This window comes from Peribacillus sp. P4_B1 (assembly GCF_056402395.1).
The window spans coordinates 1-13,539 of the sequence record NZ_JBFUHM010000077.1 but is presented as its reverse complement, the minus strand read 5'-3'; the positions used below and the strand labels follow the sequence as shown (position 1 = coordinate 13,539).

The window sequence follows — 13,539 nt, the reverse complement described above, 5'->3', positions numbered from 1 at the left end:
CTTGCCAAAGGCATAGCTGGGTAGCTACGTGCGGACGGGATAAGTGCTGAAAGCATCTAAGCATGAAGCCCCCCTCAAGATGAGATTTCCCATGGCGCAAGCTAGTAAGATCCCTGAAAGATGATCAGGTTGATAGGTCAGAGGTGGAAGCGTGGCGACATGTGGAGCTGACTGATACTAATAGATCGAGGACTTAACCAACGCTTTTWAAAAAATGAAATACCTTCTTATTATCTAGTTTTGAAGGAACAACGTTCCTGATATGTTTGGTGGCGATAGCGAAGAGGTCACACCCGTTCCCATTCCGAACACGGCAGTTAAGCTCTTCAGCGCCGATGGTAGTTGGGGGTTTCCCCCTGTGAGAGTAGGACGCCGCCAAGCCATTTATAAGATCAGCCATCTGGCTGGTCTTTTTTCGCGTTCCAGGACAGATCAACCACGATTGGTAGTTAGATGGATCAAAAGTTTAACCTTTTGGACTTGATCCATTCCAATATTAAAAAGGGCACCTTAACTTGGCTTATTTTAAGGAATTGCACAATGCAAGGGTAATCATCATTAGGCATTGTTTTCATCAGCTCTGCCCACCATTCTGTTTCATAACGAGCTATTATACTAAGGTTATAAGAGATCAAATAATGGATTAAAAGTTCAGGTAACGAAAAAGCTGACGAATCTTTATTGAGTGATAGCATGAACTGTCCTTCTGCCATGTTATATCGTATTGGAGAAGAAGCATTATGAATAAGTGCGCTATCTGCTTTTAAAGTCAGTGATCGAGGTGCCTCTGAAATACTGAAAATTTGATTCGTTTTGGATTTTAAAAATTCTTCCAGCCGACTGCTGGACATTTGATAGCTATCCAATATGGCTGAGGGTAGTTGAAAACCATCCGAAGTGGGTGACAGGGCGGCGAAATTTTTCTGGGGAATCGGCCATGTAAAGTTCTGCATATCTGGTATTTCCTTCAATAGCGTCCCCATGGAAAATTTTTCACCTTCCAGATGCCTGATATGAAATAATTTCTCGGCAATGCAGGTGAAAAGTCCATTCTTTTGCGTTTTTACTTCGTCCTTTAAAAATTCGTATTGTTGTTTTTTTCTTTTTCTTGTAGTTACCCCATGGGCAAGTACCGAAGTTGATTCAGGATAGTTAGGATCAATAGTGAGCAGGCAGGCCTTTAACAATTGGGCGAATCCATAAAATATTAGGATTGGCTGTATGGAAAGTGGAGCTATGGCAGCCTGATTATAATATGTTTTACCATGTTCAAGATGGTATATAAATGGATAGCAGTTTTCGTAACTTTTCATTTCTGCATCTTCTATTTTTTCACGCATATAACATTTTTGTAAAAAAAGTTGTGAGGAAGATGCGGAAAAAAAAGGGGTATATTTATCGAAATTATCATTGTTTTCAGGCATTGCAGCCTCTCCTCCGAATTAATAGAATTATCAAACATTTATTTCTCTTCTTGACAGTAGTATGTCCTATTGATAACCTACAAATAATATTTTTAAGCAGGAGGGGAAAATAATGTGGGAAAATAAATTTGCAAAAGAAGGTTTAACCTTTGATGATGTCCTATTAATTCCAGCGAAATCAGAGGTTTTGCCGAAAGATGTTAACCTTCAAGTCAGCTTAGCTGAAAATTTAAAGCTCAACCTTCCTATCATCAGTGCAGGAATGGATACCGTTACAGAAGCTGAGATGGCAATTGCCATGGCTCGTCAAGGCGGATTGGGTATTATCCATAAAAATATGTCTATTGAGGCACAAGCTGAACTGGTGGATAAAGTAAAACGTTCAGAAAGCGGTGTTATTAACGATCCATTTTTCTTAACGCCAGATCACCAAGTATTTGATGCAGAGCATCTAATGGGTAAATATCGCATTTCGGGTGTGCCTGTTGTCAACAATTTAGAGGATCGAAAACTTGTGGGTATTATTACAAACCGTGATTTGCGATTTATTTCCGATTTTTCTTTGAAGATTTCCAGTGTCATGACTATAGAGAATCTGGTCACAGCTCCAGTGGGAACTAACTTGGAACAAGCAGAAAAGATTCTTCAAAAATACAAAATTGAAAAGCTTCCCCTTGTAGACGATAATGGTGTTCTTAAAGGACTTATTACAATCAAGGACATCGAGAAAGTCATTGAGTTCCCGAACTCGGCGAAAGATAAGCAAGGAAGGTTACTTGCAGGTGCTGCTGTTGGTGTGACTAAAGATACATTGAAGCGTGTAGAAATGCTTGTTAAGTCCCAAGTCGATGCAATTGTGCTTGATACTGCTCACGGTCATTCAGCGGGCGTCCTTGAAATGGTAAAGGAAATCAGCGAGGCATATCCTGAATTGACGATCATCGCTGGTAACGTGGCTACTGCTGAAGGAACGAAAGCATTGATTGAAGCGGGAGCTGATGTAGTGAAAGTGGGAATCGGACCAGGGTCAATCTGTACGACAAGGGTTGTAGCCGGTGTAGGAGTTCCTCAAATCACGGCAGTCTTCGATTGTGCGACAGAAGCAAGGAAATATGGTAAAACGATCATCGCTGATGGCGGAATTAAATACTCTGGTGATATCGTTAAAGCTCTAGCTGCAGGCGGACATGCAGTAATGCTTGGAAGTATGCTTGCCGGTGTAACTGAAAGCCCTGGTGAAACGGAAATTTTCCAAGGTCGCCGTTTTAAAGTATATCGGGGTATGGGTTCTGTTGCAGCGATGGAAAAGGGATCTAAGGATCGTTACTTCCAAGAAGATAACAAGAAATTCGTACCGGAAGGCATCGAAGGGCGCCTTCCATACAAAGGACCTCTTTCAGATACCATTTTCCAACTGATTGGCGGCATTCGTTCAGGTATGGGATATTGCGGAACAGCCACATTGGAAGATTTGAGAGAAAACTCTCAATTTGTCAAAATGACTGGTGCCGGGTTAAGAGAGAGTCATCCTCATGATGTCCAAATTACAAAAGAAGCACCGAATTATTCAATGTAATGAATTTAACATATAATCGTCATTAAAATTTATTATTAAAATAGACAGAGTCTACGATTACTCTGTCTATTTTTTTTATTTTTTCTGTGATAAACTATACAAGGTGTCAAGGGAATCACATAAAGTTTCTTCTTTGTTATTGAGATTAGCTTAAAAGTTGGAGGTATTGGAAATTGAAAAAAATCAGCAAGATTACCCTCATTTTCACTTTTGTCTTTGCTCTTGTTATGTCGCAATTTGCCTATCAACCGGGGGAAGCTGTTGCTGAATCTGATAATTTAGGTTTAAAAGCAGAGGCAGCCATCATCATTGATGGTAAAACAGGACAAATCGTGTATGAAAAAAATGCCGATGAAGTATTAGGGATTGCATCCATGTCAAAAATGATGACTGAATACATCATAATGGAGTCAATCAAAAATGGGAAAATCAGTTGGGATCAAAAAGTTAAAATAAATAAATACGTGCATGATCTTTCAAAAGCACCGCATTTGTCGAATGTTGGGTTAACAGAAGGTGAAGATTACACAGTTAAAGAACTATATCAAGCCATGGCTGTCTATTCTGGAAATGCTGCAACGGTAGCTTTAGCACAATTGATTTCCGGAAGTGAAAAGAGTTTTGTTAAATTAATGAATGAAAAAGCAACAAAATTAGGCTTAAAAAACCATAAATTCGTTAATGCCAGCGGTTTGAATAACTCCGATTTATTAGGGCAATACCCTACTGGTAAAGCAGATGAAGAAAATATCATGACCGCAAAAGATACTGCTCTTCTTGCTTATCGTCTAATAAACGATTATCCGGAAGTATTAAAAATTGCGAGTATTTCTAAATTGAAGTTCCGTGATGGAAAAGAGTATTCGAACTTCAACTGGATGTTGCCTGGCCTGATATTTGAATATAAAGGCGTAGATGGACTGAAAACGGGATCTACTGACTATGCCGGTTATGGTCATACAGGGACGGTTATCCGGGATGGCCAACGCTATATCACGGTGGTAATGAAGTCCACTAGTAAAACTGAACGTTTTGCGGATAGCACTAAGCTGATGAACTATGCTTATGCAACCTTCAAAAAAGAAAAAGTACTTCCAGCCAATTACCAAGTGAAAGGGAAAGAAACACTTTCAGTAGTAAAAGGTAAGGAAAAAAGTGTTAAGGTTCAATCTGAAAAAGCGATCGAGCTACTTGTTGAAAATGGTGAGAAAGATAACTATAAAACAGATTTAGTGATCGATAAAAACAAATTGAATGATGATGGTAAGTTGACTGCACCAATCAAAAAAGGTGAAAAACTTGGATACATCACAGTCACTCCTAAAAACGGCGAAGATTACGGGTACATTAACGGCGATCCAGTGAAGGTTAACGTCGTAGCTGCTGAGTCTGTTGAAAAGGCAAACTGGTTCGTATTATCAATGCGTGCGGTTGGCGGATTCTTTGGTGATGTATGGAGCAGTGTAGCTTCTACAGTTAAAGGCTGGTTTTAAGTTTCGTGTATAAAACGGTTGCGTAATGTATAAAATTATAGTACATTATGGAAAACAATCTGATTATATAAGAAAGCAATGACAGGATATAGTAACAAGTATTTCTTTCAATAGAGAGCCGATGGCTGGTGGAAATCGGTGTGAGAATCTTGTGAATCCCTCCTGGAGCAGAGTATGGAAAGCCTTATGGGGTCAGTAAGTACTTTCGGTTAAAAGCCGTTATCGTGATAAGTGGTAGACATTTTTCATATGTCTTCAACTAGGGTGGCAACGCGGGTTAACTCTCGTCCCTTCTTCAGGGGACGGGAGTTTTTTGCGTTCTTGGAAAGATCATCAGATATTAAGGAGGAACTGAAAATGTTGGATTTGAAATATGTAAGAAATAATTTTGAAGAAGTAAAACGTGTACTGCAATTCAGAGGAGAAGATCTAACTGATTTAGGTAAATTTGAAGAGCTTGATTTGAAGCGCCGAACCTTGATTGCCGATACGGAAAAGTTGAAAAGCAAAAGGAATGAAGTTTCACAGCAAGTGGCAGTATTGAAACGGGAGAAAAAGGATGCTGACCAGTTGATTGCCGAAATGCGTGAAGTTGGAGATCAAATCAAAGGATTCGATGATGAGCTTCGTGAAGTGGAAGCCCGCTTAGGAACATTACTTCTTTCCATTCCTAATATTCCGCATGAAAGTGTCCCAGTTGGTGAAACGGAAGACGATAATGTTGAAATCCGTAAATGGGGGGAATTGCCGGAATTCAAATTTGAACCAAAACCACACTGGGATGTAGCTGGAGATTTAGGCATCCTGGATTTTGAACGGGCAGCAAAAGTTACCGGAAGCCGATTTGTATTTTATAGGGGTCTAGGTGCACGGTTAGAGCGTGCTTTAATTAGCTTTATGCTGGATCTTCATGTTGAAGAACATGGATATGAAGAAATGCTGCCTCCATATATGGTCAACCGTGCAAGCATGACTGGCACAGGTCAGTTACCTAAATTCGAGGAGGATGCCTTCCGTATTGAAAGTGAAGATTACTTCTTGATTCCTACGGCTGAAGTGCCTGTGACAAATTTCCATCGTGATGAAATCATGAGCATGGATGATCTGCCGATAAGTTATGCGGCATACAGCGCTTCTTTCCGATCAGAGGCAGGTTCTGCCGGTCGTGATACCCGCGGGTTAATTCGCCAGCACCAGTTCAATAAGGTTGAATTAGTGAAGTTTGTAAAGCCGGAAGATTCTTATGGGGAATTGGAAAACCTCACGGGTCATGCCGAAAAGGTCCTTCAATTGCTAGGTCTTCCATATCGAGTACTAAGCATGTGTACGGGAGATCTTGGTTTCACTGCTGCTAAAAAGTATGATATCGAGGTTTGGATCCCGAGTTATGGAACGTATCGTGAAATTTCTTCTTGCAGTAACTTTGAAGCATTCCAGGCTAGAAGGGCCAATATCCGCTTCCGACGTGATGCAAAAGGAAAACCGGAACACGTCCATACTCTAAATGGATCAGGTTTGGCAATCGGCCGTACAGTCGCGGCGCTTTTGGAAAATTATCAGCAGGAAGATGGCAGTGTTATCATTCCTGAAGTATTACGACCATATATGCGCGGTGTGGAGGTCATTAAACCGTAAGTTAAAGAAAAAAGGAATCAGCTTCTGATAAAAGAAGCTGATTCTCCTTTTTATCTAAGTTTAAAAATTATTTCAAAAAACTTTCTAGACTGCTTGACTTTGATTTTAATTCAATGTATTATAATAAATGTTGATACGGAGGTATACCCAAGTTCGGCTGAAGGGATCGGTCTTGAAAACCGACAGGGGAGTCAAATCCCGCGGGGGTTCGAATCCCTCTACCTCCTCCATAACTTATTAATAACCACAGCGCATAAATTGGATATCGATAAATTCCGTTACAGAGATGTAACGGAATTTTTGTTTTCTAATATATTGAAAAACCACCGGATAACCGGTGGTTTTTTTGTTTTACATATTTCGTAACAACTTGGTTTGCTCCATATATTCGGCAATCCGTTTTATAAGAGGTTCGATACTTGCTTCATCCTGCATAAGGTCATATTCATTTATATTCAATCGAAGGACAGGACAGGCATTAAATTGATCAATCCATTCTTCATAACGGCCGTGCATCTCCTGCCAATATTCAATTGGGGTATGCTGTTCCATCGGACGGCCACGCTCTTGGATACGGTCGAGGATATCGTCCAGTGAACCTTCGAGATAGATAAGTAAATCAGGGTGCGGGAAGTATGGCGTCATTACCATGGCGTTGAAAAGGCTTGTGTAAGTTTCGTAGTCCACATCGTTCATCGTACCTTTTTCATGATGCATTTTTGCAAATATTCCAGTGTCTTCATAAATGGAACGGTCTTGGATAAAACCGCCTCCATATTCAAAGATTTTTTTTTGCTCTTTAAAACGTTCAGCGAGGAAATAGATTTGCAGATGGAAACTCCAACGATTAAAATCATCGTAAAACTTATCCAGGTAGGGGTTCGTATCAACCTTTTCAAAGGATGTCCTGAATTGAAGGGCATCGGCTAATGCATTGGTCATGGTTGATTTTCCTACGCCAACCGTCCCTGCTATCGTAATGACGGCGTTGTTTGGAATATTATATTTCTTTCGTAAGTTCATTTGACTTTACTCCTTTTTGCAGGGCATTCTCTATTTGGGTGATTATCGTTTTCAAATCATCCTTGTTGCCGACGAAATCCAGTTCATCTCCGTTAAATGTAAGCACAGGTATGTCAGGGTGCCGTTTTTCAAACGTTTCCATGAATATTTGGTAATCTGCGGATAATTGCTCTAAATAAATGGAAGATATATTTTTTTCGAAATCACGGCCTCTTCTACCGATGCGGGAGATCAGAGTATCAAGACTTGCGTTTAAATAAATGACCATATTAGGTTTTGGCATATCCCGTGTTAAAATATTGAATATTTCAAGGTATTTATTGTATTGTTCGTTTTTTAGGGTTCGTTCAGCAAATATCAAGTTCTTGAATATATGGTAATCAGCCACCACGGCTTGGTCATTAGTAAGATACTTTTTTTCGATATCTTCCAATTGTTTATAACGGTTACATAGAAAAAACATTTCTGTTTGAAAGCTCCACTCATCAATGTTGTTGTAGAATTTACCCAGAAATGGATTTTCATCTACAATTTCCCTCAATAACGAAAATTGAAAATGCTCTGCGATAGCTTTTGCAAGTGATGTTTTTCCCACGCCGATTGGACCTTCGACAGTGATAAATGGGGTGGATTTCATCCAATCTGTCCTCCTTCATGAGGTATCAAGCTGAAATTCCCAGTTTATTAGGTTTCAGCCAAGAGATATTGTATCACAGACTTAGGACTTAAGTGATATTTTTGTCAGTTTGCTAATGAAGGAGAATGAAAGAGTGTGTAACAGGGGGATATGGTGGGGAATGCCTTGTTCTGGTGAATACCTTAAATGTCCACACACTTTTTAATGGATGCCTTAAGAACATGGTTCATCATCTTTAATGCATAATGATTATCTTCCTTTGATGCTGAAGCGATGCAATCCTCGGGTATCCATAATTTATATTCCGGTATATAGGCATCTTTGGCCGTGAACAGGACGCAGATGTTACCGGCTATACCAGTAATGATCAGGGTTTCCACCTTTAATCGTTTGAGTAATGTGTTGAGGGTGGTACCATAAAATGCAGAATGCTTCGGCTTGATGAGAAAGAACTCGTCTTGTTGTGGTTTTGTCGTTTCAATTAATGGCAGGTATCAATTATTTTATCGAAGTCAGCCTGCCATAAATCATAATGGTCATTGATATAAATGATTGGAAAGCCCTTTTCTTGCATTTGCTTTTTTAATTTCAAAATCGGATCGATGATAAGCTTCGTATGTTCAAGGAGCATATTCCCGTGTTTGAAATCAAAATCATTGATCATATCAATGATAAGCAAGGCGAAAGAAGGCGATTTAGGTCGATTCATGGTATATCCTCCTTCATTGTGAGAATTTACTTGCAGCACATATGCAGCTTGCGTTACTATTCATTAGAATAAGTAGTATGACCTTTATTTTGTCTTATATTTGTCTGTTTACTCCTACTTAATTTGAGGGGGTTTTTTTATGAAGGATGATGTTTTTTACATGAATTTGGCCTTGAAGGAAGCTAAAAAGGCGCAGGCATTGAATGAAGTGCCGATTGGCGCTTTAATCGTAATAGATGACCAAGTTATTTCGACGGGGCATAACCTAAGGGAAACAGAACAGAATGCGACGGCACATGCAGAGCTACTTGCGATCAATGAGGCTTGTCGTGCTACTGGCAGCTGGCGCCTTGAGGATGCGACGCTATATGTAACGTTGGAACCTTGTCCCATGTGTGCAGGTGCCATTTTACAATCGAGGGTAAGGCGGGTTGTTTTTGGAGCGCACGATCCAAAGGCTGGATGTGCAGGGACATTTATGGATTTACTTCGAGATGAACGCTTCAACCATCAATGTGAAGTAACGAGCGGTGTATTAGGGGAAGAGTGCGGTTGGATATTGACTTCTTTTTTTAAAGAGCTTAGGAATAAAAAGAAAAATTTGAAAAGAGAGAGAGCACTCAAGATTATCGAAGAAAATAAATAGGTGAAAAACGAATGTTGAAGATGAGGCTTAGCTTCATTTGATAAATTTGGAATCAAACTGTCCATGAACAACACTTGCGTTTTTTTTGTTACCTTAGTATAATGAATTATGCGTCGACATGACGCTGCGAAATTGGTATTACATTTGCCGTGCTAGACGGGGAGGTAGCGGTGCCCTGTACTCGCAATCCGCTCTAGCGAGGTTGAATCCCTTCTCGAGGTTAGCATTCTGTAGGGCCTGCCTTAAGTAAGTGGTGTTGACGCCCGGGTCCTGCGCAATGGGACTCCATGAACCATGTCAGGTCCGGAAGGAAGCAGCATTAAGTGGAAGTTCTCATGTGCCGCAGGGTTGCCTGGGCCGAGCTAACTGCTTAAGTAACGCTTATGGTTGCTAATCGACAGAAGGTGCACGGCAGTTATTTTACATAAACAAAAAACTCATTCGTATCGGGTGGGTTTTTTTTTATGCCAAGAAGGTAAACTGCTTGGTTTTTTGAAAACAATGAGGCAATCATAAAATTTCCTTTTAGACTTTGAAATTAAGGAAATCAGTAATGTATAATAAACAAGATGGAGAAAAAAGGAGGGATTTCCGTGGGGTATCAAGCATTATACCGGGTATGGCGGCCACAACAATTCATTGATGTAGTTGGGCAAGAACATGTAACGAAAACGCTGCAGAATGCCTTGGTCGGGCAGAAGGTTTCACATGCCTATTTATTTTCCGGTCCACGCGGGACAGGGAAAACAAGTGCTGCCAAAATTCTAGCAAAAGCAGTGAATTGTGAGCATGCCCCGACAAGTGAGCCCTGTAACGAATGTGCTACTTGCCGCGGAATCACTGATGGCTCCATATCAGATGTTATAGAAATTGATGCAGCATCCAATAATGGTGTCGAGGAAATCCGTGACATTCGTGATAAGGTCAAATATGCACCGAACGCGGTTACATATAAAGTTTATATCATTGATGAGGTACATATGCTTTCACAAGGCGCTTTCAATGCGCTTTTAAAGACATTGGAAGAACCTCCGAAGCACGTAATTTTTATATTGGCGACGACAGAACCTCATAAGATTCCACTAACGATCATCTCCCGTTGCCAAAGGTTTGATTTTAAAAGAATTCAGCCTCAAGATATTGTTGGCAGGATGTCACAGATTATTGCAGAAACAGGTGTTTCATGTGATGAACAAGCTCTGCATATCATTGCGAGGGCAGCAGAAGGCGGGATGCGAGATGCCCTAAGCCTTCTTGATCAAGCGATTTCCTTCAGTTCGGAGACGGTTTCCGTGGAAGATGCATTGACTGTCACCGGTTCTGTTTCGCAGGCATTTTTAAGCAGGTTGGCAAAGGCTATATATGATAAAGAAGTAGTGGTGGCACTTGAAGTCCTTGAAGAATTGCTAGCTATGGGAAAAGATCCGGCTAGGTTCATAGAAGACATGATTTATTATTTCCGTGACATGCTTTTGTATCAAACTGCACCAGCCCTGGCAGAATCCTTCGAGCGTGTATTGATAGATCCCCAATTTAAAGAATTGGCGGAAGTCATCTCCTCTGAATCGATTTACTCCATTATTGAAAGCTTCAATCAAACACAGCAGGATATGAAATGGACAAATCATCCAAGGATTTTCCTTGAAGTGGCACTTGTGAAATTATGTAATGAGCAAAGGTCAAATCAAACGGATGATGGGCAGCTTAAACAGATGCAGCAGAAAATAGATGATCTAGAGAAAAAATTAATGGAAATGCATAAAAATGGCATTCCGGCAGCCATGACAGAAAAACCTGCAGAGCAGGCGAAAGCACAAAGGGCCATTAAAAAAGCATATAAAGCACCTGCAGGAAAGATCAATCAAGTTTTGAAACAAGCTACAAAGCCAGATCTTAATGTAGTGAAAAGTAAGTGGGGAGAAGTGCTTGAACAGTTAGGTCAGCAAAACCAAAAGTCATTGGCAGCTTTATTAACGGAGGCAGAACCTGTTGCTGCGTCAACTGAAGCTTTTGTGGTAAAATTCAAATATGATATTCATTGTCAAATGGCAATGGAAAATAACCGTTTCGTGGAAGTGATGGCCTCAATCATGCAGCAATTGACCGGGCACCGTATGGAGATAGCTGGTGTTCCGGAGAGCCAGTGGCAAAGGTTGCGGGAGGACTTCATTTCAACACAGCAGTTCGACGGTCCAGAAGAAACGGAATCAAAAGAAGAAGACCCCTTTATAGCAGAGGCTAGAAAATTAGTCGGCGATGATCTACTTGAAATTAAAGAATAATTGGAGGTAAGGAAAATGGGTATGCGCGGCGGTAATATGCAAAATATGATGAAACAAATGCAAAAAATGCAAAAGAAGATGGCAGAGGCACAAGAAGAATTAGGTGAAAAAAAGATTGAAGGCACTGCTGGCGGCGGAATGGTAACGGTCATCGTGACAGGCCATAAAGAAATAGTTGATGTAATCATCAAACCGGAAGTTGTCGATCCGGATGATATCGATATGCTTCAGGATTTAGTGCTGGCTGCAACTAACGATGCTTTGAAAAAGGCTGAAGAACTGACAAACCAAACGATGGGACAATTCACTAAGGGAATGAACCTTCCGGGTATGTTTTAAGCAAGTTCAAAAGAAACTTCCTTTCAGGAGGTTTCTTTTGAGATTTTTAGGGGGAATTTGATGCATTATCCAGAACCGATTTCCAAGCTCATTGACAGTTTTATGAAATTGCCGGGGATTGGGCCTAAAACGGCTGCTCGATTAGCCTTCCATGTACTAAGCATGAAGGAAGATACTGTTTTGGATTTTGCAAAAGCACTTGTGAATGCTAAACGGAATCTTATGTATTGTTCAGTCTGTGGTCATATTACAGATCAAGATCCCTGTTATATCTGCGAAGATCAAAAGAGGGACAGAAGTTTGATTTGTGTGGTTCAGGACCCGAAAGATGTAATAGCTATGGAAAAGATGCGAGAGTTCAATGGTTTATACCATGTACTGCATGGCAGTATTTCACCGATGGACGGAATTGGTCCAGAAGATATAAACATTCCTGATTTATTAAAACGCCTGCAAGATGAAACAGTGCAGGAGGTCATTTTGGCTACTAATCCTAACATTGAAGGTGAAGCGACAGCCATGTATATTTCGCGGTTGCTAAGACCGTCAGGGATTAAAGTGACCCGAATTGCCCACGGACTTCCTGTTGGCGGAGATTTGGAGTATGCGGATGAAGTGACGCTATCAAAAGCAATTGAAGGAAGAAGAGAAATATAAGATAGCTGGGAGGACTTCACTTGTTCTTTCGTAAAAAAAAGAAACTTCGAAATGAATTTAATGAGTCATTAATCGAAGATCTTGAACATTTGAAATGGAATTGGCATAATCAAAAATCATTACTTGAAAAAAGCGTTGATCCATCTGAGGAAGTAATCGCCCAAACAAGACTGGCGGAAGTGAAATATTTCTACTTATTCAGGGAAGTTAAAAGAAGGAATGTCCGCATAAAAAGATGATAAGTAGATGGCTGTGAAGGAATGCATTTTCTTCATAGCCATTTTTTGTTTGAGTTCTTAATCCAAAGATCTCTTCATATAAGTGAAGTACAAGCTTGCGGGGAGGAATGATTTTGGAACCAGTTGTCTTTGTTGCCGTAGTTGGCGGCCTGATTTTAATGCTCCTCATTATAGGGGCGCCATTAAGACCCGTCCGGTTTATAGGGCAGGGGATTATAAAGATCATTATCGGTGCAGCCTTTTTGTTCTTTTTGAATACACTTGGGAATCAAGCGGGCATTCATGTACCCATCAACCCTGTTACCTCAGCAGTCGCCGGCCTGCTTGGAATACCAGGAGTTGCAGCTTTGGCGGCCATTGGCTATTGGGTCATTTAAAAGGAATTAGCGTCGATGTTACTCTGAAAAACCTCATGGAAACTCCTTGAGGTTTTTATCATGTTATCGTTCATTTAGGTTTTTTTAAAAATATGCAAATAAACCATTGACGAAAAAAGAACAACCTGATAATATATTAGGAGTCGCCAATAACGACATCATAAATACTCAATCAAAAAAATGTGAAATAAATATTGACATTAGAATGAGTTGATGATAAGATAATAAAGTCGCTTACGAAGTAACGACGAAGAATTGCTCTTTGAAAACTGAACAAAACAAAGCGCCAACGTTAAATTTTAAGTGAGCACACACTATCAAAAAGCAAATGAGCAAGTCAAACATTTCTTCGGAGAGTTTGATCCTGGCTCAGGACGAACGCTGGCGGCGTGCCTAATACATGCAAGTCGAGCGAATCGATGGGAGCTTGCTCCCTGAGATTAGCGGCGGACGGGTGAGTAACACGTGGGCAACCTGCCTATAAGACTGGGATAACTTCGGG

General features: G+C 40.5%; 12 protein-coding genes, 1 tRNA gene, 3 rRNA genes, 1 other RNA gene, 1 pseudogene and 1 other annotated feature. Of the genes and pseudogenes, 14 read left to right on the top strand and 4 right to left on the bottom strand.

Annotated features, from left to right (window positions below):
- A 23S ribosomal RNA gene (locus tag AC1DVK_RS24865) occupies positions 1-201 on the top strand; the annotation flags it as partial.
- A 64-nt stretch (positions 202-265) separates the two neighbouring features.
- Positions 266-381, top strand: a 5S ribosomal RNA gene (gene rrf, locus AC1DVK_RS24860).
- A 77-nt stretch (positions 382-458) separates the two neighbouring features.
- On the opposite strand, the gene AC1DVK_RS24855 is transcribed toward rrf, so the two are convergent.
- Positions 459-1,424: a YaaC family protein gene (locus tag AC1DVK_RS24855; protein ID WP_477627627.1), complete on the bottom strand. Its 966-nt coding sequence runs from the start codon at positions 1,422-1,424 to the stop codon at positions 459-461.
- Positions 1,425-1,536: 112 nt separating this feature from the next.
- Here AC1DVK_RS24855 and guaB point away from each other — a divergent pair, with 112 nt between their 5' ends.
- From guaB to AC1DVK_RS24835, 4 genes are all read left to right on the top strand, one after another.
- Positions 1,537-3,000 carry an IMP dehydrogenase gene (guaB, locus tag AC1DVK_RS24850; RefSeq protein ID WP_089365025.1) on the top strand — a complete coding sequence of 488 codons (1,464 nt, stop codon included), beginning with the start codon at positions 1,537-1,539 and terminating at the stop codon, positions 2,998-3,000.
- 173 nt (positions 3,001-3,173) lie between these two features.
- The gene (locus tag AC1DVK_RS24845; RefSeq protein ID WP_477627626.1) at positions 3,174-4,493 is read left to right on the top strand and encodes a D-alanyl-D-alanine carboxypeptidase family protein; all 1,320 of its coding nucleotides are present in this window, start codon (positions 3,174-3,176) and stop codon (positions 4,491-4,493) included.
- Between the two features lie 69 nt (positions 4,494-4,562).
- Positions 4,563-4,788: a binding site (T-box leader), on the top strand.
- A 62-nt stretch (positions 4,789-4,850) separates the two neighbouring features.
- Positions 4,851-6,128, top strand: a complete 1,278-nt coding sequence (serS, locus tag AC1DVK_RS24840; RefSeq protein ID WP_061440305.1) for a serine--tRNA ligase — start codon at positions 4,851-4,853, stop codon at positions 6,126-6,128.
- 137 nt (positions 6,129-6,265) lie between these two features.
- Positions 6,266-6,358 (top strand) — tRNA-Ser (locus tag AC1DVK_RS24835).
- Positions 6,359-6,479: 121 nt separating this feature from the next.
- On the opposite strand, the gene AC1DVK_RS24830 is transcribed toward AC1DVK_RS24835, so the two are convergent.
- The 3 genes and pseudogenes from AC1DVK_RS24830 to AC1DVK_RS24820 all read right to left on the bottom strand — a co-directional run bounded on the left by AC1DVK_RS24830 (position 6,480) and on the right by AC1DVK_RS24820 (position 8,497).
- Complete coding sequence (locus AC1DVK_RS24830; RefSeq protein WP_061440306.1) at positions 6,480-7,151, bottom strand: deoxynucleoside kinase; 672 nt, start codon at positions 7,149-7,151, stop codon at positions 6,480-6,482.
- Positions 7,129-7,788, bottom strand: coding sequence for a deoxynucleoside kinase (locus AC1DVK_RS24825; RefSeq protein WP_089365026.1), 660 nt, complete (start codon positions 7,786-7,788; stop codon positions 7,129-7,131). The genes AC1DVK_RS24830 and AC1DVK_RS24825 overlap by 23 nt, the downstream gene beginning before the upstream one ends.
- A gap of 182 nt (positions 7,789-7,970) precedes the next feature.
- Positions 7,971-8,497, bottom strand: a pseudogene (locus tag AC1DVK_RS24820) (cysteine hydrolase family protein).
- 139 nt (positions 8,498-8,636) lie between these two features.
- Here AC1DVK_RS24820 and tadA point away from each other — a divergent pair.
- From tadA to AC1DVK_RS24780, 8 genes are all read left to right on the top strand, one after another.
- On the top strand, positions 8,637-9,143 hold the full coding sequence (gene tadA / locus AC1DVK_RS24815; RefSeq protein WP_284469101.1) for a tRNA adenosine(34) deaminase TadA: 507 nt from the start codon (positions 8,637-8,639) through the stop codon (positions 9,141-9,143).
- A 147-nt stretch (positions 9,144-9,290) separates the two neighbouring features.
- Positions 9,291-9,555, top strand: an RNA gene (gene ffs / locus AC1DVK_RS24810) — signal recognition particle sRNA large type.
- A gap of 181 nt (positions 9,556-9,736) precedes the next feature.
- Positions 9,737-11,425, top strand: a complete 1,689-nt coding sequence (gene dnaX, locus AC1DVK_RS24805; RefSeq protein WP_477627625.1) for a DNA polymerase III subunit gamma/tau — start codon at positions 9,737-9,739, stop codon at positions 11,423-11,425.
- Positions 11,426-11,446: 21 nt separating this feature from the next.
- Positions 11,447-11,764 (top strand): YbaB/EbfC family nucleoid-associated protein, encoded by a 318-nt coding sequence (locus AC1DVK_RS24800; protein ID WP_053348895.1) that lies wholly within the window; start codon positions 11,447-11,449, stop codon positions 11,762-11,764.
- A gap of 60 nt (positions 11,765-11,824) precedes the next feature.
- Positions 11,825-12,421, top strand: coding sequence for a recombination mediator RecR (gene recR, locus AC1DVK_RS24795; RefSeq protein ID WP_061440307.1), 597 nt, complete (start codon positions 11,825-11,827; stop codon positions 12,419-12,421).
- 20 nt (positions 12,422-12,441) lie between these two features.
- Positions 12,442-12,660 (top strand): YaaL family protein, encoded by a 219-nt coding sequence (locus AC1DVK_RS24790; RefSeq protein ID WP_061440308.1) that lies wholly within the window; start codon positions 12,442-12,444, stop codon positions 12,658-12,660.
- A 113-nt stretch (positions 12,661-12,773) separates the two neighbouring features.
- Positions 12,774-13,037, top strand: a complete 264-nt coding sequence (locus AC1DVK_RS24785) for a pro-sigmaK processing inhibitor BofA family protein (RefSeq protein ID WP_061440309.1) — start codon at positions 12,774-12,776, stop codon at positions 13,035-13,037.
- A 346-nt stretch (positions 13,038-13,383) separates the two neighbouring features.
- Positions 13,384-13,539, top strand: a 16S ribosomal RNA gene (locus tag AC1DVK_RS24780); the annotation flags it as partial.

Excerpts from the sequence above, each read along its gene's own strand:
- AC1DVK_RS24825 (WP_089365026.1), bottom strand. The coding sequence starts at position 7,788 with ATGAAATCCACCCCATTTATCACTGTCGAAGGTCCAATCGGCGTGGGA.
- AC1DVK_RS24855 (WP_477627627.1), bottom strand. The coding sequence starts at position 1,424 with ATGCCTGAAAACAATGATAATTTCGATAAATATACCCCTTTTTTTTCC.
- tadA (WP_284469101.1), top strand. The coding sequence starts at position 8,637 with ATGAAGGATGATGTTTTTTACATGAATTTGGCCTTGAAGGAAGCTAAA.
- serS (WP_061440305.1), top strand. The coding sequence starts at position 4,851 with ATGTTGGATTTGAAATATGTAAGAAATAATTTTGAAGAAGTAAAACGT.
- AC1DVK_RS24830 (WP_061440306.1), bottom strand. The coding sequence starts at position 7,151 with ATGAACTTACGAAAGAAATATAATATTCCAAACAACGCCGTCATTACG.
- recR (WP_061440307.1), top strand. The coding sequence starts at position 11,825 with ATGCATTATCCAGAACCGATTTCCAAGCTCATTGACAGTTTTATGAAA.
- guaB (WP_089365025.1), top strand. The coding sequence starts at position 1,537 with ATGTGGGAAAATAAATTTGCAAAAGAAGGTTTAACCTTTGATGATGTC.
- AC1DVK_RS24800 (WP_053348895.1), top strand. The coding sequence starts at position 11,447 with ATGCGCGGCGGTAATATGCAAAATATGATGAAACAAATGCAAAAAATG.